Below are 22,642 nucleotides of genomic sequence, written 5' to 3' on the forward strand. Positions count from 1 at the left end.
ACAGATATCGCAGGCGCTGAACGGCGAGGACCTGTTGCACAGGCTCGACCGTCTCGAGCCCTCATCGGCACACCGCCGCCTGATGTTCCAGGGCGGCCTCGGCTACACCTTCGACTCCTTCGACGGCGCGCTGATGGGGTACGCCCTGTCCGCGGTCATCGCCTTGTGGAGCATCGACGCCGGACCGGCCGGCTGGCTGCTGTCCTCGCTCTACTTCGGCTACCTGATCGGCGCGCTCGGGGCCGGCGTGCTCGCCGACCGGTTCGGCCGGCGGCGCCTGATGATGTTCGCGCTGCTCATCTTCTCCGTCTTCAGCCTGCTGATGGCCACCGCGAGCGACCCGACCCAACTCTTCGTCTGGCGGGCCCTGTCGGGCATCGGAGTGGGCGCCGAGAGCGTGCTCGTCGCGCCCTACATCTCCGAGTTCCTGCCCGCCCGCTACCGCGGCCGGTTCGTCGCCCGCACGGTCGGCTTCCTGTCCTTCGGCTACATCCTGGCCGGTGTCGTCGCGGCCGTGGTGGTCGGCCCGCACGCGGAGACCGGATGGCGGATCGCCGCGTTGATCACGGCGCTGCCCGTGGTTCTCCTCCTGTGGTGGCGCAAGAGCCTTCCGGAATCCCCGCGTTTCCTCATCGCCCGTGGGCGTCTCGACGAGGCCGAACAGGTGGTCCGCCGCTTCGAAAGCGCTGCTCCCGGTGCCGCCTCCGGGTCAAAGGGCCCGCACACCGCTCCCGACCTACCGGCGCCGATTGCACCAACCGCATCGAACGCATCGAACGCATCGAACGCGCCGAGCGCACCGAGCACACCGGACACCCCGGCCACGGCGGTGAAGAGGCCGAGCCTCGCCCAACTGACCGCGCTCTTCGGTCCCGGCCTGGCCCGCCGGACGCTCGTCCTCTGGGTCATCTGGTTCACCCTGACCGGTGTCAACTACGGCTTCGCCAGCTGGCTCCCCACCCTGCTGGTCACCGCGAAGGGCTTCGCCATCACCAAGTCCTTCCTCTACGGACTGGTGACCGCCCTCGCCCAAGTACCTGGCTACTACATAGCCGCCGCCCTGGTCGACCGCATCGAACGCAAGTGGGTCATCGCCCTCTACGCAACCGGCGCCACCCTCTCCGCCCTCCTGGTCGCGCTCACCGGAAGCGAGGTGCTGCTCCTGGTCGGCGCCGCCTTCCTCGCCGCGTTCATCAACGGCTCCGCAGCGGCCTACTACGTCTACACCTCGGAGCTGTATCCCACCGCCATCCGCACCACCGGCATGGGCGCCGCCTCTGCCGTCGGACGGTGCGGTGCCATCCTCTCGCCCATCGCCATCGGCTACCTCTACGGCGCGGTCGGCTTCAGCAAGGTGTTCCTCGGCCTCGTCGGCCTGCTCGCCGTCGCCGTCCTCGTCGTCACCGTGTTCGGCGAGAGGACCGCCGGACACAGCCTTGAGCACATCGAAAGTAGGACCGCATGAACCGCCTGCTCATCACCGACGCCCACCTGCTGCACCCGGAAACCGCCGAGATCACCGACGCCTCATGGCTCGAAGTCGCGGACGGCCGGATCGCCGCCACCGGCACCGGCCGCGCCCCCAAGCCGACCGACGGCGTCCGGCACATCGACGCCGCGGGCGCCACCGTCATGCCCGGACTCGTCGACGCGCACGTCCACCTCCTGCTGAGCACCCTCGACCGTCAGGAGTCCGCCTCCTGGACGCCCGGGTACGCCACCGTCCGCGCCCTCGCCGAAGCCGGCCGCATGCTGCGCCGCGGCTTCACCACCGTCCGCGACGTCGGCGGCGCCGATTACGGAATGGCCCGAGCCATCGAGGAGGGGCTGGCCCCCGGCCCCCGCCTGATCTTCGGCGGCAAGGCGCTGTCGCAGACCGGCGGCCACGGAGACCTCCGCCCGCTCGGCGACGACACCATGCCCTGCTGCCAGGCCCGCCCCGCCTTCTCCCGCATCGCCGACGGCGTCGACGCCGTCAAGGCCGCCGCACGCGACGAGTTCCGCAAGGGTGCCGCACACCTGAAGATGCTCCTCAGCGGCGGTGTCGCCTCACCCCATGACGAGGTCTCCGAAGTCCAGTACACCGACGAAGAGATGCGCGCCGCCGTCACCGAGGCCAGGAACCACAACCGGTACGTGACCGTGCACGCCTACCACCCCCGCGGCGTCAACCGGGCCCTGCGGGCAGGCGTGCGCTGCGTCGAACACGGCAACCTCATCGACGACGAGACCGTCCGCCTCCTTCTGGAGAACGACGCCTACCTCGTCCCCACCCTTGTCACCTACGATCAAATGGCCAAGCTCGGCAAGCAGTTGGGCATGGCGGAGGCGTCCCACCGGAAGATCGCGGACGTCCATGAAGGCGGCCTCGCGGCCCTCGAACGCGCCCACAAGGCAGGCGTCAACCTCGTCTACGGAAGCGATCTGCTCGGTCCCATGCAGACCGCCCAACTCGAGGAGTTCACCTTGCGCGCCGAGGTCCAGCCGGCCGCCGACATCGTACGAGCGGCCACCAGCACCGCGGCCCGCCTGCTCAACCTGGAATCCCGGATCGGCACCCTGGCCATCGGCGCCGACGCGGATCTCCTCGTCGTCGACGGCGACCCGCTGGACGACATCGGCGTCCTCACCCGCCCGCAGGACAACCTCCGGCATGTCATCAAGGGCGGCACCGTGACCTGAGGTTCGTCGAGGGGAGGCCGACATGCGGGAGCAGTCCGCCGGACATTCGGGGTCCCGCCCTTGGTTCCCCTCTTTCGTTTCCGCTCTTCCGGTTCGATCGCTTACGGTGTATGCACCGTTCACATTAGGGACAATGTCGACGGTGCGAACACAGAGGAGCGTGACCATGCCGCAAGGCGCTGCGTACCACCACGGGGATCTCCGGGCGGCCTGTCTGCGGGCGGCGCGTGAGCTGTTGGAAGAGGACGGCAGCGCCGGACTGTCGCTGCGTGCGGTGGCACGCCGTGCGGGGGTGTCGGCGACCGCTCCGTACCGCCACTACGCGGACCGTGACGCGCTCGTCTCCGCGGTGGCGGCGGAGGGCTACCGCGAACTCGCCGAGCAGCTGGCCGCCGCGCACCCCGCGCCCTCGACGCCTGAGGACCTCGCGGCGGTCGCCGTCGTCTACGTACGGTTCGCCCTCGACCACCCGGCGCTGTTCCGGGCGATGTTCGCCGAGCCCTGCGACCCCACCAGCGAGGAACGCGTCGCCGCGACGGCTGTCATCTCGGAGTACGTCCAGGGCATCGTCCGTAACGCCTTCCCCGGCTCGGACGCCAGTGTCCTGGCGACCACGGTGTGGGCCCTCGTGCACGGACTGGCCTTCCTGCACCTCGACGGCAAGCTCGACACGTCCACCCCCGAGACGGTCGCGTCGCAGGTCCGCGCTGCCGTGTCCGCGCTGTTCATGGCGGCTCCGGCGTTGCAGGCGGCGGCCGGGCAGGGCGAGGCGGCATCGGCCTAGGGCGAGGGGCCTTCACCCACGGTCACCGCCGTCCCGGCGGACGGTTTCGTGCCGTGTTGCGGACTGTGGGCGGGGCTTGAAGATGGGACGCGGGGGCGATTCACGGGGGTTCGCCCGACCGGTGTGACCGACATAGTCACGCCCATGGGGGGGCTCGTCACTAGGAGTGGACATGGTTGATGTGCCGCCGCCGATCACGCCCTACCTGGAGCCGGCCGCGAAGGAGCTGGCCGAGGCGACCGACCCACACCCGCGGATCTACGAAGTGCCACCCGAGAAGGGGCGCGAGATCCTGCTCGGGCTGCAGAGCGACCCGAGTGTGCCCCGGCCCGACGTCGACGAGGAGTGGGTCGACGTGGACGCGGGCGAATGGGGCACGGTCCGTACCCGCATCATCCGGCCGAAGGGGTCGAGCGGTCCGATGCCGGTGGTGTTCTACATCCACGGCGCGGGCTGGGTGTTCGGTGACGACAAGACGCATGACCGGCTGTTCCGTGAACTCACTGTCGGAGCCGGTGCGGCGGGTGTCTTCCCGGTGTACGACCGGGCGCCCGAGGCCAAGTACCCGACGCAGGTCGAGCAGAACTACGCGGTGGGGCAGTGGGTGCTGAAGCACGGACCTCAAGGCGCAGGTCCTGCTGTATCCGGTGACGAACGCGGACTTCGACACCCCCTCGTATCTGCAGTTCGCCGAGGGCTACTACCTCACGCGCGACGGGATGAAGTGGTTCTGGGACGCGTACACCACCGACCCGGCGCAGCGGGCCGAGGTGCATGCAGCGCCGTTGCAGGCCTCGCTGGAGGAACTCAAGGGGCTGCCGACGACGCTGGTCATCACCGATGAGGCCGATGTGCTGCGTGACGAGGGCGAGCAGTACGCGAACAAGCTCCGTGAGGCCGGGGTGGATGTCACGTCGGTGCGGGTCGCGGGCATGGTCCACGACTTCCTGCTCCTCGACAGCCTGCGTGACACACGGGCGGCCAACGTCGCGCGGAACCTCGCCGTGAACGCGCCGAAGAGCGCACTGCACGACTAGTGCTGGATTCCTCAAAGGCGGTACTCAAAACGGTGCCGGAGGACGCGCGTTGATGGTGCCGGTCGGCCCCAGATCCAGGGTTTGGCACGGGCGTTGAGCTGGGCGGTGGCCACGGTGGTGACTTCGGCGATGTCGTCGGGTCCGCAGAAGGAGCGGCCGGCCAGGGCAGCCTTGCGGAACAGGCGCCACCAGCCTTCTTGCAGGTTGAGCCAGCAGGCGCCGACCGGGATGAAGGCATGGTGGATGCGGGGGTGGCCCTCCAGCCACTCGCGAGTGGACTTGCTGTTGTGGGAGGACAGGTTGTCGGTCACGATCCAGAGCGGACCGGTGGGGTTGGCGTCCTCGATTCTCTGCAGGAACTGCTGGTAGTTGACGCTGTTGCGGGAAGCGGCCGTGGTGGTGACCTCAATGCCGTCACGCACCCGCAGGCCACCGTAGACCCAGGTCTTTTCCGGGCCACGGCTGTAGTCGAGCTCCGCCTTGATCCGGTGCCCGTCCGGTGACCAGCCGGGCGCGGGTGGGAAGGCACGCGGGATGACCGGCCCGAGCTCGTCCGCGCAGATCACCGTGGTGCCCTTCGGCGGTTCGGTGTAGAGGCCGACAATCCTCGTCCTTTTGGGGAGAACTCCGGATCCCGGCTGGTGGTCCAGGTACGGGTCTGGCGCCAGCGCACGCCCTCTGCCATGAGGATCCGGCGGACCTGAGACCGGCCGACCTGGATGCCTTCGGCCTGGGCGGTGGCGGCCAGCGCGTCCAGAGTCCACTCCTCCGGACCCTTCACATCGGCCGCCCACAGTTCGTTGGACGGCTGGATCTCGAGTCTGCCGGGCGGAGTCAGCTTGACCAGGGCAATAATGCGGGAGCGTTCGTCCTCGGTGATCCTGCGCTTGCGGCCGCAGCCCGGCCGGTCACCAAGTCCGTCCAGGCCCTGGGTGTTGAACCGGTGCAACCACTTACGGACCGTCTTGTGATGGCAGCCCAACCGGTGCGCGATCACCGGAACGTGCAGGCCGTCCCAGCTCAGCGCGATGATCCCCGCCCGCAGAATCCAGTCAGCCGGCGCGTGCCTCGCCCCGGCCAGCCTGCGGACCTTGCTCTCCTCCGCCACGTCCGAAGCCGGACGGGCCGATAACACCTTTGGCACAACAACTCGCCCCCCGAGCAGCCCGAATCAGCACCCCGCACTACTACACCTACCCCGCCAAAGAGGAATCCAGCACTAGTAGTGCTTCGTTAGCTCTGGTTGTTGAGGCTGATCAGGAGCATGTTGGGTGTGTGGACGCACATGAAGTGGACCGTCTGCGGGCGGAGTTGGGACTGTTTGTTGCGGATGTGTTCGCCTCGGTGCCGCGCAAGGATCAGCGGGGCTGGGGCGAGTGCTATCTGCGGGGGTTGATGCTGGACGGGCGGCGCAAGTCGATCCAGCCGATGGCCGAGCGGTTGCCGGACGGGAACATGCAGGCCCTGCAGCAGTTCGTCAGCCAGTCACCGTGGGACTGGACGCCGGTGCGCCGCCGGATCGCCGAGCGGCTCTGCCAGGTGATCCGGCCCGAGGTGTGGGTGGTCGACGACGTGTCCTTTCCCAAGTGCGGGACGGCGTCGGTGGGGGTGGCCCGGCAGTACTGCGGTGCGCTGGGCAAGCGGGCCAACTGCCAGGTCGCGGTGAGCGTGCACGCGGCCACCGACACTGTGTCGTGCCCGCTTCAGTGGGCGCTGTTCCTGCCCGAACAGTGGGCCGGTGATGTCGCGCGGCGGCGGGCTGCGGGGGTGCCGGAGGAGGTGGGGCACGTGCCCAAGCCGCAGCTGGCGCTGGACCTGCTCGATGAGCTGTCCGGTTCGGTGGATCAGGTGCCGGTGATCGTGGCCGATGCCGGTTACGGCCGCAGTGTCTCCTTCCGGCAGGCGCTGGAGGAACACGGCTGGTCCTACGTGATGGCCGTCGATCCCAAGGAGACCGTGCAGATGGAGGCGGCCGAACCGTATCAGCCGCCCTACGGCGGGCTGGGGCCGCCGACGCGGCCCTGCTACCGCGATAGCGCCCGGGCGTTGGCCGATGTCGTCGATGCCACCACCCCGTTCCAGCAGGTGACCTGGCGACAAGGCAGCAAGGGCCCGATGACCTCCCGTTTCGCGGTGCTGCAAGTGCGGCCGGCCGGCAAGCTCGCCCGCCGCACCGCCCAGGAACGGGCCGGCGGACGGGCCCGCTGGGACGGCGTGCTGCCGCTGCGGACCCTGCTGGTCGAACAGCGTGAGGACGAGGCGGCACCGAGCGGCTACTGGATGAGCAGCCTGCCCGCCACCACCCCGGTCGCCGACCTGGTGCGGTTGGCGAAGATGCGCTGGCGCATCGAGCACGACTACCGCGAACTCAAACACGGCCTCGGTTTGGACCACTTCGAGGGCCGCACCTGGCGCGGCTGGCACCACCACGTCACCCTCGTCACCGCCGCCCAGGCCTTCCTCACCCTGCGGCGTTACGACCCAAAAGCCCCGAGTCCAGCTTGAGTCTCTACCAAGTCCTCGACACCCTGCAGGACCTGCTGCGGTGCTGGACCGGGACCTGCACCACCTGCGGCCAACCCCTCACAGCGAGCCGAGCCAGAACTTAACGAAGCACTACTAGGGCCTGTCGTTTGGATCAGGCCGGGCTCGCGGGGTCTGGCACGCACGCTCGCGGCGTTGTCGTCGGTCGACGACGCTCCGCGTCGCCTCCCTCCTCCGCCTTGCGATCGCACGCACCAGACCCCGCTCCCTGATCCGGCCTAATCCAAACGACAGGCCCTAGAAGCAGAGCGCGAGCAGTGGCCCCGCGCACAGACGGTCTCCCCTCAACCACGTGAACGGAATGTCATGAAGGCAGTGTCGATCAAGGAACCCGGTGGGCCCGAAGTACTGCAATGGGTCGATGCCGAAGACCCCGTACCCGCAGCCGGGGAAGTGGTCGTCGACGTGGTGGCCAGTGCGGTGAACCGGGCCGATGTCATGCAGCGGATGGGTCTGTACCCGGTCCCCGCGGGTGCCTCTCCGTACCCGGGGCTCGAGGTGTCGGGCCGTATCGGCGTCGTCGGTGCGGGGGTGACCGGCTGGAAGGTGGGGGACGAGGTGTGTGCGCTGCTGACCGGGGGCGGATACGCGCAGAAGGTCGCCGTTCCGGCAGGGCAGTTGCTCACCGTGCCCAAGGGGGTCGGCCTGGTCGAGGCGGCCGGGCTGCCCGAGGCGGTGGCCACCGTGTGGTCCAACCTCGTCATGACCGCGCACCTCGAGGAGGGGGAGACCCTGCTCGTCCACGGCGGCGCGGGCGGCGTCGGCACCGCGGCCATCCAGATCGCCAAGGCGGTCGGGGCCCGGGTCGTCACCACCGTCGGCGGCCCGGAAAAGGCGGCCAGGGCAAAGGAGTTGGGCGCCGACGTGGCGGTCGACTACCGCGCTCAGGACTTCACCGAGCACGGCCCCTACGACGTCATCCTGGACGTGGTCGGCGGCCAGTACCTCGAGCGGAACGTCCAGTCCCTGGCCCCGGACGGACGCCTCGTGGTCATCGGCCTCCAGGACGGACTGGAAGGCCGACTCGACCTCGCCGACATGGTGTTCAAGCGGCTCTCCGTGCACGGTACGACCCTGCGCACCCGCTCCGCCGAGCAGAAGGCGGCGATCGTGGCCGAGGTCCGGAGCGAGGTCTGGCCGATGATCGAGAGCGGGGCCGTGCGACTGGTCGTCGACCAGACCGTGCCGATGGCCGAGGCAGCCGAGGCGCACCGGCTGATCGACACGGGTCACCACGTCGGCAAAATCCTTCTGGTGAACGCCTGAAGTCTGAGGTCTGAGGTCTGAAGTGTGAAGTGTGAAGTCCCCTGCGCCCGTGGCTCAGCGCTCGCGCTCCCGCGGGCACGGCGAGTCGACCGTGACGCGGAGGCCGATGATGGCGATGTCGTCGCGGCGCTCGCCGGGCAGGGTGAGCAGCTCCTTGATGAGGGTCGCGAGCGGCAGGTCCTGGGACGTGAGGGAGGCGGCTCGGGCCGCCAGCCGGCCGAGCCCGTCGCCGATGTCCTGCCCGGGTGTCTCCACCAGACCGTCGGTGTAGAGCAGCAGCGTGTCTCCCGGCCCGAGCCGCTCGTGCCACTCACCGCGTCGCGCGCCAGGTGCCACGCACAGGGGCAGGTCCGGACCGTCGACGGCGGCGAGATAGTGCGGAACCCCACCGCCGGCCGGAACGAGCAGGGGCGGGAGGTGCCCGGCATTGGACAGGACCGCATCCCGGCCACCGCCCTCGGCCGGCGTGAGCACCGCGTGGAGGATGGTGACGTACGGACTGGTGCCGAGGCCCTGTGTCACCTGGTCCAGGCGGCTCAGTGTCCGGGCGGGGCTCGTGGGGTCGTCGTAGGCGAAGCCGCGCAGCATGTTGCTGACCTTGCCCATGGCTGTGGCGGCGTTCAGATCGTGCCCGGCGACGTCGCCGATCGTCAGGGTCAGGGATCCGTCGCGGCAGGCCGTGGCGTCGTACCAGTCACCGCCGATCTCGGCCTGGGAGCTGGCGGGCTGGTACACCGCCGCCAGCTCCGCACCTTCGACCTGGGGCGGGGCCGTCAGGAACGAGCGCTGGAGGGCCAGGGCGGTGTCACGCACATTCTGGAGTTCGAGCGTGCGTGACACGGGGCCCTGAGCCCGGTGGAGGACCTCTTGGAGAAGCTCGATGTCCGTGTCACTGGGTGGCGGATTGCCCTGGCAGGTCGCCGCCGCCGCGAGGGCCACCGTCCGCTCGTCCACGACGATCGGCAGCAGCGTCAGGCTCGTGCCCTGGGCGCGGGCCAGCCATTCCCGTGTCGGCCCGGAGAACAGGTCATCGGGCGGTCCGCCGGCCGGGAACCTGATGACCCGGGCCCGGCGGTGCTCGATCGCCTGCTCGGCCAGCGGGCCGAGAACGAAGTCGCCCGCGAGCGGAGTGATCGGCGGCAGGTTCGGGGCGCGGGCGATGCGCACCCGGCTGGTGAGGTGGAGGCCGGAGCCGGGATCGCGCGCGGCGGGGCCGCCGCTCTGAAGCTGGAAGACGGCGAAGGCATCGACGAGGTCGGGCACCACGGCCGAGGCCGTACCGGCGAACAGCTCCGCGAGGTCACCCGCCACGGGCTCGGCCGCCACCCTTGCGAGGAGCCGTTCCCGCATCTGCCTGCGCCACTGCTCCTCGGCGTCACTCACCGTGCCGATCCACTCGACGAGCTCGCCGTCCCTCAGCACCGGTACCGCGATGATCTTCACGTGCCGGTAACCGCCGGTGTTGTCCGCTGCCCGTACGCGAATCTCCGCATCGAGGAGCGACCGGCCGCTCGCGGTGTCCTGCCACTTCGACTCGAACCACGCGCGGTCCTTGGGGTGGACGGCGTCCATCCACGAGCCTTTGCCGTCCGGGTTCCACAGGCCGCCGCTGCCCTGTCCGAACCGGCCGACCAGCGCCGACACGCTTCCGTCCCTGTCCATCAGCCAGACCACGTGCGGGATGGCCGACAGCAGGGCCTCGTAGCGTCTGACCGCATTCGCGGGAGTGTCGTGCGCCTCTTCCCGCACCCCACCACCGGCACCGAGCACGCGCGTCGTGATGCGCGCGGCCAGCATCAACGTGGCACGTCCGCACCAGATCCGCACCGGGACGCACGTCACCACACACGCATGGTGTGTCGCGCCCTCGGAGCGAGTGCCGGGGACATCGACCAGCACGGTCGATCGCTCCGTCCCGGCGAGATCCAGGGCACGCAGCACGGGCCGCAGGGCGGGCCCCGCCAGCGCGACGCCCGCTTCCTGCCCCAACCGCCAGAACTCGAACAGCTCCTCGAACGGCTGATTGCGCTCTCTCAGCCGGTGAAAGGGCCCCGTGACCAGCGCTGCCCCCACGGTCGCCGCCTGGAGACTCTTTAAGTCGAAGGCGGGACCCGGGCTGAGAGCGGCGTCCTCTTCCACTCCACCATGATCCCCTGAGAAGACGGAATGAGCAGCCGTACGCGCGCCGGCGAGGGCGGACACCGCAGACAGCACCGTGCCCTGCGACGGCGGGTTGACGGCATGCACCCCGCTGACGCTCCGCGAGCACCACTCGTCCACGACGACGGCGTCACATCCGCACTTTCGCTCACGGAGCGCATCCGGCTTCACTCGTGCGGGGGCGGCGAGATAACGGTTTCGCCGGGGCACGCGCCCGCGCACGGGGCGCAGTCGTTTCCTCGGTATGAGCCACGCACCGCACGATGAGCCCCTCGCCGAGCTGTCCGCCCCGTACTGGATCGACTCACCCCTCCTCCAGCACGGCCTGGGCTCCTGTTCCTGCGTCCGCACCCCGACGCCGGCGCACCGTGCCGCCCCCCGATTCACGACCGCGCGGCGGTCCCGCACTTGTCGTCCCCGGCGGCGCCCACCCGCTCGTCCATCGTGACGCTGCGGTCGTACGGGTCGACCACGGGTCCTTCGCCGGTGTCGTGCTCGTCGGTGAAGGACGGGGTGAGGTAGCCGGTGTAGGTCTCGCAGCCCGCGTTGGTGGTGTCCACGCGGTTCGAGACGACCGAGAAGGTGCCCGGTTCCGTGACCACCTTCGCCGGATCGTGCCAGTTCATCACCACTTCGCGGCGGACGATGACGCGCGTGACACGGTCGTCGCCCGTCTCCGCGCTCATCACCGGGTACACGTACGTGACATCGGTGGTGACCTCCAGCGCACCCTTGTCGCCCGCGCGGTACGTGATGCGGCCCCGGGTCTTGACCACGTCGCCGGCCGGCTCGACCTTCGTCGGGTCGAAGCGACTGAACAGCACGAGCGGGTTGTACTTCTCGCTCGGCGCGCTCAACGACCGGTCCAGGAAGGCGCGTTCCTTCGGCTGGTGGGGGTTGATGAGGGCGATGGCCTCGACGGGGTGTGCGCCGCGCAGCACCGCGGGGTCCAGGCTGGACGCGGCGAGGAAGTCGCGGGAGCGTTCGAGGGTCCGGGCGACCTGTGCCTTGGTCATCCAGCCGGTGGCCCGGGCCGCGGGCACCGTGATCCCGGCCGTCCCGGAGGCCCAGCGTGCGGCGGGGGAGCCCCTGAACGGCTCGGCCAGTGTGGGGTGTTCGGCCGATCGGGCCGATGGCGGCGCCGCTGCGAGCGGTGTCGGATCGTCGGAGGAGGAGCTGGACCCGAACCAGTCCGTCACCCGTCCCGGAGCGAGTGCCACGACCACCACGGCCAGGGCAGCCACCAGGCCGAGTACGTACCAACCCGTACGGCGGCGCGGCCGGGCCGGCCGGTGCGCACGCCACGGCTCGGGCCGGGCGTCCTCCTCCTGCAAGCGGCGCGTCACCATGCGGGCGCGCGCCGACGGCTCCTTCGGCGCGTCCCGCACACCGTCCTCGGACTCCTGGAGGAAGCGCTCCCAATCCTCGTCCGACAGCGACGAACCGCCCTGATCCCCACCCGGATTCACTGGTGAACTCCCCTTGTACCGTGCCAATTCGGTGGCGGCCGGTCCCTCCCCAGGGCCGGCCGCCGTCGACGGATCATGGCACAGGCGCGAACGCCGGGTGACACCGAAGGGGGTGGAGCCGTCCTCGAACGGCTCCACCCCCTTCGGTCGGGGAACGGTCAGACGCGGTCCGCCGCGATCAGCAGGTACTGGAACGAGCCGTCCCTGTACGAGTTGATGAACGCGTCCTCGATGCCCGTCACCAGCGATGACGTGGCCCGCAGCTCCCAGTACGGGAGGGTGTCCGGGGTCAGGTCGATCACGGCCTGCGGCACCAGGCGGTTGTCGGCCATCGCGCGCAGGTACTCCCGGCGCGAGTGGATGTTGCACTCGAAGTGCGCGTTGATCTGGGACACCCACTTCGAGGGCTGGCCGTACCGCGGGTTCCAGCATCCGGTGATGGTCACGTAGCGGCCGCCGACCTCCAGGATGCGGGAGTGTTCGGCGAACAGGTCGTGCAGGTCGACGTACATGGTCGACTCGTTGTTCCACGACGCCGAGATCTGCCCGGTCTCGAACGGGGTGGACAGCATGTTGCAGACCTGCGCCCTGACGTGGTCCTGGATGCCGAGTTCCTCGGCCCGGCCGTTGGCGAAGTCGGCCTGCTTGGCGGAGAGGGTGACTCCCTCGACCTTGCTCCCGAAGCGCTGGTGCGCCATCACCATCGAGCCGCCGCGGCCGCAGCCGGCGTCCACCAGGGTGTCGTCGCGGCCGATGTCACCGAGGTGCCCGAGCAGGTACTCGGCCTGTGCCGACTCGAGACGGTGCAGCTCGGCGATCAGCTTCTTCTCGTTCGCGTCACCCGTCCCGTCGCCGAGTGCGGAGTGGTCGACGGCGCCGATGCCGTAGTGGTGGTGGTACAGACCGTCGACATCGCCGAGCCGCAGGTTGACCGGCCGGGCCTCGCCGTCCCAGTAGCGGGCGATGTCCCCCTGGTAGGGGGTGGCGGGACCGGGGATGTACGGGGAGGCGGTCTGGGCCGTGGCGGTGAGTTCGGTGCTGGTCACTGATGTGTCCTATCTCTTACCAGAAGTCGGGCAGGCTGTAGCGGTAGGTGTTGTTCTGGTGCCATTGGTGGTTGCCGTCGACCCACGCCGCGACGCCCCGCAGGAAGCGCTGGACGTTCGGGAGCGGGCAGGCGGCGGCCAGGGCCGCGGCCTCTGTCTCGAAGGCGTGCATGAGTTCGTTGTGGACCTCGACCGACTTGAGGTAGGCCTCCTTGTCGGACAGGTCCTCGCGTTCCGCGATCACGACCGGCAGGTTCAAGTGCCGTCCGGGAGCGTCGAGTTCCTTCGTGTACGAGTACAGGTCGTTGACGATGGTCGTCGCGTTCCCCGCGAGCGCGATGACCTTCTGCATGTCCGGCAGGGCGTGCAGATCCGCCGGCAGTTCGTAGCCGCCGACGGTGTCGGTGATGGTCGGGCAGGGGCGGAAGTTGTTGAACTGGCGCATCGCCAGGTACTCCCACACCTCCGGTACGTGGTCGTGCTCGGACCAGGCCGCTTCGGCGAGGTAGCCCATGTGGAGCCGGGCCATGTCGTGCCGGTAGCGGTCGGCCTGCGAGGCGCTGCTCGCCTGGACGAAGTACTCCATGGCGGAGCGGTAGGCGCGCCGGGGCGCGTCCGCGTAGAGCGATTCCGTCCACTGCGGCTGGTACTCCCGCGTCGTGTACAGCGGGTCGAGCGTGGTGTGCGCGAGCAGGAGCCGGGAGCCGAGGCCGACGGGCGAGCCACCGTGGTCCTCGCAGTAGCAGTCGTCCAGCGCGTTCTCGGCCATCATCAGCCGGGTGGCGATCATGACGTGGTCGACGGTGGGTGCGTCGGGGTGGCAGCCGACCATGTAGCTGCCCACGGAGAATCCGTCGAACTCCTCCTCCCAGTCGTCGGGGTACAGATCGACCTCGTCCAGCGCCCAGGCCTTGATCCTGCGGCTGACCTCCGCGACGCGTACGGGATCGGGGTCGGGCGCCGGGTGGTGGTACAGGCCGGGAACGGGCCTGCCCTTCGCGGCAGTCGGCGCCGGAGCCGGGTCCGGCGGACTCGGCTCCGCCCGCGGAGTCAGCCGCAGGCCCGCCGTGCCGAGGCCGCTGGGCCCGCGCAGCAGCCGCTCCAAGTCGGCGCCCGCAGGCGGGACTTCGGCCGCCGGCACCTCGACTGCCGGTACCCCGGCCGTCGGCACCGGGGTCGCCGGCACCGGGGCCGCGGGTGCCTCGGCGGCCGGCGGGGCCACTCGGGGCGCGCCGCCCGTGACGGCGCCGATGTCACGGGCGCGGGCCGCGGCGTCGGCCAGGACCTGCGCCCCGAAGCGGGAGACCGCTTCCGGCAGGCTCGACTGAGGAGGTGTCGGCTCAGGCGGGGGCATCCATGTCTCCTTGAGGGCTCCTTGGCGGGGTGGGCGGCTCCGGGCCTGCGCCCGCTACCTGGGCCAGCGGCCGATCTGTACGTTCTCCAGCACACCGACCGCGTCCGGCACGAGGATCGCGGCGGAGTAGTACGTGCTGACGAGGTACTTGGTGATGGCCTGCTCGTCGACGCCCATGAACCGGACCGAAAGACCCGGTTCGTACTCGTCCGGCAGCCCGGTCTGGTGCAGGCCGATGACACCCTGGTTGTCCTCGCCGGTACGCATGCACAGGATCGAGCTGGTGCGCTCCTTGGTGACCGGGATCTTGTTGCAGGGCAGGATCGGCACCCCGCGCCAGGCCGGCACCTGCTGGCCGCCGAGGTCCACGTGGTCGGGATACAGCCCCCGCGCGTTGAACTCGCGCCCCATCGCCGCGATCGTGCGGGGGTGCGCCAGGAAGAACTTCGAGCCGCGGCGGCGACAGAGCAGCTCGTCCAGGTCGTCCGGCGTGGGCGGGCCCGAGTGCGGCTGGAGGCGCTGCTTGAAGTCGGCGTTGTGGAGCAGGCCGAACTCCCGGTTGTTGACGAGCTCGTGCTCCTGGCGCTCGCGCAATGCCTCGATGGTGAGCCGGAGTTGCTCCTTCGTCTGGTTCATCGGCTCGTTGTAGAGATCGGCGACCCTGGTGTGCACGCGCAGGATCGTCTGGGCGGCCGAGAGCTCGTACTCGCGCGGCTTCGCCTCGTAGTCGACGAAGGCGCCGGGCAGTTCGTGCTCGCCGACGTGCCCCGCCGACATGGGGATCTCGGCCTCGCCGCGGTGGTTCTGGCCCCGGCTCGCGAGCGACTTGAACTCGTCGACGTGCTCCTGAAGGTGCGGCGCCGCGGAGAGCACGGCCGCGAAGTCGGAGCGCGACAGGGTGAGCAGGGTGCCCGAGGTCTCGGCGACCGCGGTCTGCTCCCAGCGGGCGTCCTCGTCCAGCAGCGCGTTGTCGCCGAAGCGGTCGCCGTCGGCGAGGACGTCGAGCGCGACCTCGTCGCCGTACTCGCCCTCGGAGAGCTGGCTGACGCGGCCGTGGGCGATCAGGTGCAGCTTGTCCGACGGTGCCCCGCGCTCCACCAGTGTGTCGCCGGCCCGGAAGTCGTGCTGCACGCACCGGTCGGCGAGGGTGGTGAGCACCTCGACGTCGTCGAAGCCGCGCAGCAGCGCCAGTTCACCGAGTTCGCGGGGGATGACCCGGACGGTGCCGCCGTCCTGGATGAACTCGATGGTCCCGTCGCCGACGGTGTAGGTCAGGCGACGGTTCACCCGGTAGACGCCGCCCTTGGTCTCCACCCAGGGCAGCATCCGCAGCAGCCACCGCGAGGTGATCTCCTGCATCTGCGGTGCGGACTTGGTCGTGGTGGCGAGGTTGCGGGCGGCCGCCGTGCCGAGGCTGGTCTGCTGCGGCGGTACCGACGCGGTGTCCGGCGTGGTCGAGTCAACGGTCATCGGGTGAGCTCTCCTTGGTCGGGCGAAAGCACGCATGCCCGTAGCAACGGGGCAGAAGAAGGAAAGAGGGATATGTCAGAGGTAATGCGTCCAGAACCTGAATCACCGTAAGGGCCGCCTCGCCCGCCCGGCCAAGGGAAGCCGGGGACATTAGCTCGATGCGATGATCAAGGCCGCGCGGTGTTTGCCCGGCCACCGATGGATCTCGGCCCGTTTCCGTGGCGTGTCCCCGCGGATGCCGGCCCGCTCTCACGCGGCGGCAGGGTGTCGCGGGGTCGCAAACCCGATGGAAGTCGGCCAGCCGCCGCAGAGGTCCTCATTGCGGACTTTGCACGGGGCAAGGTAAAGGCGGCACGGCCGAGCGGGAACCCACCCGCGCGCCGACACCGGCCACCGCGTTACCCTGGCCGCCGTAACCGGACACGGGGTGCCCCACCCGAGGGCTGAGAACACACCCGTCGAACCTGAACCAGTTCGTACTGGCGGAGGGATGTCTCATGCCTGTGGCGCATGTTTCCAGTGGCCTGCCTGCCGACCGCGAGAGCGGCGCCTTCGACGGGCGGATGCCCGCGGCACCCGGCGACCTCGGCATCGAGGGGCACGGCATCGAACCGGTCCCCGAGGCCAACCGCTACGGCGGGGCCGGGCGCCTGTTCACCGTCTGGTTCGCCCCGAACCTGACCATGACCGGCGTCTTCACCGGCACCGTCGGCATCGCCCTCGGCCTCGACTTCGCCACCGCCCTCGCCGCCGTCGTGCTCGGCACCCTGGTCGGCGCGGTGCCGACCGCCTACCTCGGGACGTGGGGGAGCAGGACCGGGGCGGGGCAACTGCCGCTGGCCGGGCTCGCGTTCGGGCGCGGCGTCGTGCTGCCGGGCGTGCTGCAGTGGCTGTCGTCCATCGCGTGGGACGCGCTCATCGGCCTGTTCGGCGGCGATGCGCTGGCCCGCCTGTTCGGCTGGCCGTTCTGGGTCGGCGTCCTCGTCATGCTGCTCGCCCAGGGACTGCTCGGTGTCCTCGGCTACGAGGCCATCCACCGGCTCCAGATCGTCATGACCTTCGTGCTCGGCGCCGCGTTCCTGCTCATCGCGTGGCGGATGCTCGACGGCGTGCACCCCGCCGCCCACGGCTCCGTGCACGGGGCCGACCGCGCCGGCGCGTTCGTCCTGACCAGCACCATCGCGCTGAGCCTCAGCCTGTCCTGGGCGCCGTACGCCAGTGACTTCAGCCGCTACCTGCCCGCCACCACCTCCCGTACCCGCATGTTCTGGTACACGCTGCTCGGCCTGCTGGTGTCGTTCGTGGCCGTCCAGGCGCTCGGGCTGTGGGGCGCCTCCGTGCTGACCGACCAGACGGCCGCCGGGGTCGACAAGATCCTCGGCGGTGGAGCGGTCGGCGCGTTCGGGCTGCTCGCCGTGGCGCTGGCCGCGCTGTGCAGCAACGCCATGAACGACTACAGCGGCTCGCTCGCCCTCCAGACCATCGGCGTGCGCATACCGCGCCCGGTGGCCGCCGCCCTCGCCGCCGCGCTCGGCTTCCCGCTCGTGCTGTGGATGCACGCCGCCGACACCACCGCGCGGTTCCAGAATGTGCTGCTGTTCGTCGGGTACTGGATCCCCGGCTTCGTGGCGATCGTCCTCGTCGACTGGCGCGCGCGGGCCAGGGCGCGGGCCGGAGCGCCGCTCGACCTCGCCGCCGAGCGCGAGCGGCGGGGGCCCGCCTGGCCGGCGCTGCTGGCCTTCGCGGCGGCCTTCGGCGCGGCGGTCCCGTTCATGGACACCAGCCTGTACGTGGGCCCGGTGGCCGAAGCGCTGCACGGCGCGGACGTGTCGTACTACGTAGCGTTCCTCGTGGCCGCCGCCGTGTACGCGCCGTTGCGGCTGCGGCGACGCGGCTGACCTGCCGTACGAGCCCCGCACCACCTGTACGTATCGCACCTCCTGCACCTGGAGTCACCCCATGCCTCAGACGTCCCCCGGTCGCCCCGATGACCTCGTCGCCTTCGCGGCGCGGGCTCTCGGGCGCGTACAGCAGGACGCACCGCTGGTGCAGTGCCTGACAAACGCGGTGGTCACCGGGTTCACCGCCAACGTGCTGCTCGCGGTGGGCGCCGCGCCCGCCATGGTCGACATCCCCGACGAGGCGGGGCCCTTCGCCCGCGTGGCCTCGGGCGTGCTGGTCAACCTCGGCACCCCGCGCGCCGAGCAGCGCGCCGCGATGCCCGAGGCGGCGCGGGCCGCGGCCGAGGCGGGCACGCCGTGGGTGCTCGACCCGGTGGCCATCGGCGCGCTGCCGGTGCGTACGGCGCTCGCCGCCGACCTGCTCGCGCTGCGGCCGACCGTGATCAGGGGCAACGCCTCCGAGATCATCGCGCTGGCGGGCGCGGGCGGCGGCGGCCGGGGCGTGGACGCCTCGCATGGTGTCGACGACGCCGAGGGCGCGGCCGTGGAGCTCGCGCGGACGGCGGCCAGTGTGGTCGCCGTGTCGGGCCCCGTGGACTACGTCACCGACGGCACACGCAGTGCCCGGATCGCCAACGGGGACGCCCTGCTGACCCGTGTGACCGGCGGCGGCTGCGCGCTGGGCGCGGTGATGGCCGCGTTCGCCGCGGTGGACGCGGACCGGTTCGTGACCACGGTGGCCGCCGCCACCGCGTACACGGTCGCCGCCGAGTCCGCCGCCCGGACCGCGGCCGGACCCGGCAGCTTCGCCGTCGGCTTCCTGGACGCGCTCGCCGCGCTCACCCCGGAGGACCTCGCGAAGCGGGCGGAGGTGTCATGACGGCGCGTCCGCACCCGGTGGCTGCCGGGATCGACCTGTCGGTGTATCTGGTCACCGACACCGCGCAGTGCGCGGCCCGCGGTCGCACCGTGGCCGAGACCGTCGCGCAGGCCGTGGCCGGAGGAGTCACCGCCGTACAGATCCGGGAGAAGCACGCGAGCGGACGGGAGTTCCTGCGCACCGTCCGGGACGTCGCCGAGGTCCTGCCCGAGCACGTCGCGCTGATCGTCAACGACCGGGTCGACGTGTTCCTGGCCGCACGGGCGAACGGCGCACGCGTCACGGGCGTCCACGTGGGCCAGTCCGACCTGCCCGCCACCTCCGTACGTCAACTCATCGGCGACGACGCGGTGTTGGGGCTGAGTGCGGCCACCGCCGAGGAGCTGGGCGCCGCCGCGACATCCGACGCCCGCGTCGACCACGTCGGCATCGGCGCCCTGCACGCCACCCGCACCAAGGCGGACGCCCCCGAGCCGCTCGGCCTCGACGGCTTCGCCGCGCTGGCCGGGCAGAGTGCGCTGCCCGCCGTGGCCATCGGTGGCGTGACTCCCGCCGACCTGCCGCACCTGCGGGCCGCCGGCGCCGCGGGGGCCGCCATCGTCTCCGGCATCTGCGCCGCCGACGACCCCCGCGCCGCCGCCCGGTCCTACGCCGACGCCTGGACCGGCAGCCGGGACACCCACACCCGTAGCCGTATCCGAAAGGATGTCTCCGCATGACCGGGACACCACCCGCGGTCGCGCCGCCCCGCGTGCTCACCATCGCCGGGTCCGACTCCGGCGGAGGCGCCGGGATCCAGGCCGACCTCAAGACCATGCTGGCCCTCGGCGCGCACGGCATGAGCGTGCTCACCGCCGTGACGGCCCAGAACTCCCTTGGCGTACAAGGCGCTTGGAGCCTTCCGCTCGACGCCGTGCGCGCCCAGTACCGCAGCGTCGTCGACGACATCGGCGTGCAGGCGCTCAAGACCGGCATGCTCGCCGACCCCGACATGGTCGTCACGGTCGCCGAGCTGCTGTCCGAGGCGCCGGCCCCCGTAGTCGTCGACCCCGTCAGTGTCTCCAAGCACGGCGACCGGCTGCTCGCCGACGACGCGATCGACGCCGTACGGGACCGCCTGCTGCCGGTGGCGACCGTCGTCACCCCCAACCTCGACGAGGTAGCCGAACTCACCGGCGTCGCCGTCGAGGCCGACACCGCGGAACGTGACATGCGGCGGGCCGCCGAGCGGCTGCTCGCGTACGGCCCCCGCTGGGTGCTCGTCAAGGGCGGTCACCTGCCCGGCGAGGCCGTCGACCTGCTCACCGACGGCACGGACGAGCACTGGCTGCGCTCGCCGCGTCACAACAACGCCCATACTCACGGCACGGGTTGCACCCTCGCCTCGGCCGTCGCGGTCGGCCTGGCACAGGGGCACGAGGTGCCGGAGGCGGTGCGCCGGGCGAAGGAGTACGTCACCGGGGCGATCGCGGCGGGGTTCGCGCTGGGCGCCGGGATCGGGCCCGTCGACCATGGGTGGCGGTTCCGGGCGGTGTGATCACTTCCCTTCGGTGGTGTGCGCGGAGGCCGCGGCCGCTCGGGAGCCGACCAGGAGCAGGCAGAGCACGGCGCACCCGGCGACGATCCCGGCCAGGACGAGCAGCGGGTCGAGCGGGCGGGCGGCGCCGACGGCCTGGGTCGCCGGGGTCTGCTCCGCTTGCGGTGTGGGGGATGCGGGGGCCGGTGGTGCGGCGGCCGCACTGCTGTGGTGTTCGGACGGCGACGGCGTCGAGCTGGGCGTGGGGCTCGTGCTCGACGTCTTGGTGGGTGTCGGGCTGGGATGTTCGTGGGTGTGTGCGGCCTCCGGAGGAGGGGTGCTGGGAGCCGGTGCGCGGGTGGTCGCGGCGGCCTTGACGACGATTCCGCCGGTCATCCCGGGGTGCACGGTGCAGACGTAGCCGTACGAGCCCGCCTTGGTGAACGTATGGCTCCAGGTGCCGCCCTTGTCGAGCATCGGTGAGTGGATCGAGGCAGGGCCCGACGTGGTCTTGACGTCGTGCGGCGCGGTGTCCTGGTTGACCCAGGTGACACTGTCGCCGACCGGGATCGTGAGCGTACGGGGCCCGAACTTGTAGTCCGACATGAGGACTTGGTGACTCGCCGCGTGTGCGGCGGGGACGGGGAGGAACACGACGGCGCCCGAGCTGAGCGCGGTGGCGAGCGCGAGGCGGGCGGCGCGGTGGGTCAGGCGGGGCATGTGAACTTCGCGGCGACGAGCAGACGCAGCTGGTCTGCGGGGCGGATGCGGGACAGGGCGAAGCCCGTGGTGCGGCGCAGGTGGCCGTAGGGGACGCGGGCGGTTCCGAGGACGAGGAGTGTGTCGTCGGTGCGGGCGACGACGCGCAGGGGCAGCGTCGCGGGGACGCCGGGAACGGTCGGGTCGGCCGTGGCCAGCTCACCGTGGACGAGCAACTCGGCGCTGCCCGAACGCGGTTCGAGGGCGCTGCTGACGAACGAGAGCTCGTCGCCGTCGAGCGCGTCCCCGGTGAGCCTGAGGGCCAGTACGCAGTCGTCGGGCGAGGTTGCGACGGTGAGTGTCGCCTCGTCGGCGGTGACGCGGCGGCGCAGGGTGGTCAACGGGCCGAGCCGGGTGGTGACTTCGACGATGCAGCGGTCACCGGCCGCGGCGTACGCGCCGGGGCGTGGCAGCCAGGAAGGGCCGGGTCCGGGTGGAGCGGTGGACGGGACGGGCAGGGTCTGCGTGGTCATGTGTGCGCTCACGGCGGGTACCTCGGTTCACGAGGGAGGGGCATGGCATTGGGCGGGTCGGTTGGGGACAATGGCGGCGGTGGCGGGCCGGCCGACTGCGACTCGGCCGGCCCGCCATCACACGCCTTCGTCGGCGACCTCGGTTCAGCAGGAGGTCGAGACGTAGTTGATCGACGGCGCGAGGAGGTGCTCCGCCCAGACCGTGTGCATCTTGACGTACGCGTCCGGGTTGAGGATGTCCGCCACCTGCTGGCCCGGGGACTCCTCCAGGTGAGCCTTGTTGACGTGCTGGAGCAGGACGCCGAGCGTGTCGTCGAGGACGGAGCCGCCGCCTTCCACGGTCGGCTCGAGGATCGACTCGACCCAGACGGTGTGCATCTTGATGTAGCTGTCCAGCTTCAGCGCGTCCTGGACCTGCTGGCCGGGGGACTCCTCCAGGTGGGCCTTGTTGAGGTGCTGAAGGATGGGCAGGAGGACCTGCTGGACGCTCTGGCACTGCCCGGCGTCGTCACCGTCGTCGCCACCGCCGGAACCGCCGCTCGACCCTCCGGTGGCACCGCCCATGGAGCCGCCGGACTCGTGGCCCCCGGACGAACCGCCGGAGGAGCCGCCGGTGGAACCGCCCGTCGACCCGCCGGACCCGCTGCCGCCGGTCGAGCCACCGGAGCCGGAGCCGCCCGCGCTTCCGGAACCACCCGTGCTGCCCGAACCACCCGTGTCCGAACCGCCCGCCCCGCCCCCGGAGTCGTCCGCCACCACCGTGATCGAGGCGACCATGTCGGGGTGCACGGCGCAGTAGTACTCATAGGTTCCGGGCTTGGTGAAGGTGTACGACCAGCTGTCGCCCTTCTCCATCGTGCCCGAGTCGAACTTCGCGGGGCCGCTCGTCGCGGTGACCGTGTGCGGAGCGGTGTCCTCGTTGACCCACTTCACGGTCTCGCCGACCTTGACGGTCATCTTGGCCTGCGCGAACTTCATGTCCGCGATCTTCATGGTGTGGTCGGCCCCGGCCGCCGCGGCGGCGGGCCGCTGCTCCTGCGTCTGTGCCATCGAGTGGGCGTCGGCGGCCGGTTGGGCCGCGGCGGGGGCGGGAGCCGCCGCTCCGTCGGCCGCCTGGAGGAGGCCGAGGCAGCCCACGGACGCCAGGGCGGCGCCGAGCCCGGCCGCGAGCAGGACACGATTGCCGCGCCGGGACGGCGGGCGCTGCCGCACCTGCGTGTCGCGATCGGAAACGTCAGTAGTCATGAAGGTACTTCTCCTCACGGATCCTTGCGGATCGGCTTTTGGATGGGGTGATGGTG

The 22,642-nt window shown here is 70.9% G+C and carries 19 protein-coding genes, 1 pseudogene and 1 riboswitch; of the genes and pseudogenes, 10 read left to right on the plus strand and 10 right to left on the minus strand.

Going from position 1 to position 22,642, the window contains the following annotated elements; genetic code table 11:
• Positions 1–82 precede the first annotated feature (82 nt).
• The 4 genes and pseudogenes from ACOKM3_RS37420 to ACOKM3_RS37435 all read left to right on the plus strand — a co-directional run bounded on the left by ACOKM3_RS37420 (position 83) and on the right by ACOKM3_RS37435 (position 4,503).
• Positions 83–1,465: an MFS transporter gene (locus tag ACOKM3_RS37420; protein WP_426905707.1), complete on the plus strand. Its 1,383-nt coding sequence runs from the start codon at positions 83–85 to the stop codon at positions 1,463–1,465.
• Complete coding sequence (locus ACOKM3_RS37425; RefSeq protein WP_426905708.1) at positions 1,462–2,682, plus strand: metal-dependent hydrolase family protein; 1,221 nt, start codon at positions 1,462–1,464, stop codon at positions 2,680–2,682. Before ACOKM3_RS37420 ends, ACOKM3_RS37425 begins: the two co-directional genes overlap by 4 nt.
• Before the next feature lie 166 nt (positions 2,683–2,848).
• Positions 2,849–3,466 carry a TetR/AcrR family transcriptional regulator gene (locus ACOKM3_RS37430; RefSeq protein WP_426905709.1) on the plus strand — a complete coding sequence of 206 codons (618 nt, stop codon included), beginning with the start codon at positions 2,849–2,851 and terminating at the stop codon, positions 3,464–3,466.
• Between the two features lie 172 nt (positions 3,467–3,638).
• Positions 3,639–4,503: pseudogene (locus ACOKM3_RS37435) on the plus strand (alpha/beta hydrolase).
• Positions 4,504–4,514: 11 nt separating this feature from the next.
• On the opposite strand, the gene ACOKM3_RS37440 reads toward ACOKM3_RS37435, so the two are convergent.
• Both ACOKM3_RS37440 and ACOKM3_RS37445 read right to left on the minus strand, forming a co-directional pair.
• Positions 4,515–5,069, minus strand: a complete 555-nt coding sequence (locus tag ACOKM3_RS37440) for a transposase (RefSeq protein WP_327668342.1) — start codon at positions 5,067–5,069, stop codon at positions 4,515–4,517.
• Positions 5,066–5,611 carry a helix-turn-helix domain-containing protein gene (locus ACOKM3_RS37445; protein ID WP_327668343.1) on the minus strand — a complete coding sequence of 182 codons (546 nt, stop codon included), beginning with the start codon at positions 5,609–5,611 and terminating at the stop codon, positions 5,066–5,068. The genes ACOKM3_RS37440 and ACOKM3_RS37445 overlap by 4 nt, the downstream gene beginning before the upstream one ends.
• 167 nt (positions 5,612–5,778) lie before the next feature.
• Here ACOKM3_RS37445 and ACOKM3_RS37450 point away from each other — a divergent pair, with 167 nt between their 5' ends.
• Entirely contained in the window at positions 5,779–7,008 is a 1,230-nt protein-coding gene (locus ACOKM3_RS37450) for an IS701 family transposase (protein ID WP_426905710.1), read from the plus strand.
• A 345-nt stretch (positions 7,009–7,353) separates the two neighbouring features.
• Complete coding sequence (locus ACOKM3_RS37455) at positions 7,354–8,313, plus strand: NAD(P)H-quinone oxidoreductase (protein ID WP_426905711.1); 960 nt, start codon at positions 7,354–7,356, stop codon at positions 8,311–8,313.
• Positions 8,314–8,367: 54 nt separating this feature from the next.
• Here the strand turns inward: ACOKM3_RS37455 and ACOKM3_RS37460 are convergent, their stop codons facing one another.
• The 5 genes from ACOKM3_RS37460 to ACOKM3_RS37480 form a co-directional block, all read right to left on the minus strand.
• Positions 8,368–10,386, minus strand: a complete 2,019-nt coding sequence (locus ACOKM3_RS37460; RefSeq protein ID WP_426905712.1) for a SpoIIE family protein phosphatase — start codon at positions 10,384–10,386, stop codon at positions 8,368–8,370.
• Positions 10,387–10,856: 470 nt separating this feature from the next.
• Positions 10,857–11,942, minus strand: coding sequence for a hypothetical protein (locus ACOKM3_RS37465; RefSeq protein WP_426905713.1), 1,086 nt, complete (start codon positions 11,940–11,942; stop codon positions 10,857–10,859).
• Between the two features lie 158 nt (positions 11,943–12,100).
• Positions 12,101–12,988 carry a geranyl diphosphate 2-C-methyltransferase gene (locus ACOKM3_RS37470; protein ID WP_426905714.1) on the minus strand — a complete coding sequence of 296 codons (888 nt, stop codon included), beginning with the start codon at positions 12,986–12,988 and terminating at the stop codon, positions 12,101–12,103.
• A 16-nt stretch (positions 12,989–13,004) separates the two neighbouring features.
• Positions 13,005–14,342 carry a family 2 encapsulin nanocompartment cargo protein terpene cyclase gene (locus tag ACOKM3_RS37475; protein WP_426905715.1) on the minus strand — a complete coding sequence of 446 codons (1,338 nt, stop codon included), beginning with the start codon at positions 14,340–14,342 and terminating at the stop codon, positions 13,005–13,007.
• A gap of 54 nt (positions 14,343–14,396) precedes the next feature.
• Complete coding sequence (locus tag ACOKM3_RS37480; RefSeq protein WP_426905716.1) at positions 14,397–15,812, minus strand: family 2B encapsulin nanocompartment shell protein; 1,416 nt, start codon at positions 15,810–15,812, stop codon at positions 14,397–14,399.
• Between the two features lie 413 nt (positions 15,813–16,225).
• A riboswitch (TPP riboswitch) is annotated at positions 16,226–16,320 on the plus strand.
• Between ACOKM3_RS37480 and ACOKM3_RS37485 the strand changes: the two genes are divergently transcribed.
• The 4 genes from ACOKM3_RS37485 (at position 16,310) to thiD (ending at position 20,130) form a co-directional block, all read left to right on the plus strand.
• Complete coding sequence (locus ACOKM3_RS37485; protein WP_426905717.1) at positions 16,310–17,710, plus strand: purine-cytosine permease family protein; 1,401 nt, start codon at positions 16,310–16,312, stop codon at positions 17,708–17,710. Its footprint overlaps the riboswitch before it by 11 nt.
• Before the next feature lie 61 nt (positions 17,711–17,771).
• Positions 17,772–18,593: a hydroxyethylthiazole kinase gene (gene thiM, locus ACOKM3_RS37490; RefSeq protein WP_426905718.1), complete on the plus strand. Its 822-nt coding sequence runs from the start codon at positions 17,772–17,774 to the stop codon at positions 18,591–18,593.
• On the plus strand, positions 18,590–19,312 hold the full coding sequence (thiE, locus tag ACOKM3_RS37495; protein ID WP_426905719.1) for a thiamine phosphate synthase: 723 nt from the start codon (positions 18,590–18,592) through the stop codon (positions 19,310–19,312). Before thiM ends, thiE begins: the two co-directional genes overlap by 4 nt.
• The gene (gene thiD, locus ACOKM3_RS37500; protein ID WP_426905720.1) at positions 19,309–20,130 is read left to right on the plus strand and encodes a bifunctional hydroxymethylpyrimidine kinase/phosphomethylpyrimidine kinase; all 822 of its coding nucleotides are present in this window, start codon (positions 19,309–19,311) and stop codon (positions 20,128–20,130) included. Before thiE ends, thiD begins: the two co-directional genes overlap by 4 nt.
• Here thiD and ACOKM3_RS37505 read toward each other — a convergent pair whose 3' ends face one another.
• From ACOKM3_RS37505 to ACOKM3_RS37515, 3 genes are all read right to left on the minus strand, one after another.
• A complete protein-coding gene (locus ACOKM3_RS37505; RefSeq protein WP_426905721.1) occupies positions 20,131–20,829 on the minus strand; it encodes a cupredoxin domain-containing protein in 699 nt (232 codons plus the stop codon). It abuts the gene before it with no gap.
• Complete coding sequence (locus ACOKM3_RS37510) at positions 20,817–21,341, minus strand: hypothetical protein (RefSeq protein ID WP_426905722.1); 525 nt, start codon at positions 21,339–21,341, stop codon at positions 20,817–20,819. The genes ACOKM3_RS37505 and ACOKM3_RS37510 overlap by 13 nt, the downstream gene beginning before the upstream one ends.
• A gap of 144 nt (positions 21,342–21,485) precedes the next feature.
• The gene (locus ACOKM3_RS37515) at positions 21,486–22,586 is read right to left on the minus strand and encodes a cupredoxin domain-containing protein (protein WP_426905724.1); all 1,101 of its coding nucleotides are present in this window, start codon (positions 22,584–22,586) and stop codon (positions 21,486–21,488) included.
• Positions 22,587–22,642 lie beyond the last annotated feature (56 nt).

This window comes from Streptomyces nidicola, from assembly GCF_050106155.1.
Classification (GTDB): domain Bacteria; phylum Actinomycetota; class Actinomycetes; order Streptomycetales; family Streptomycetaceae; genus Streptomyces.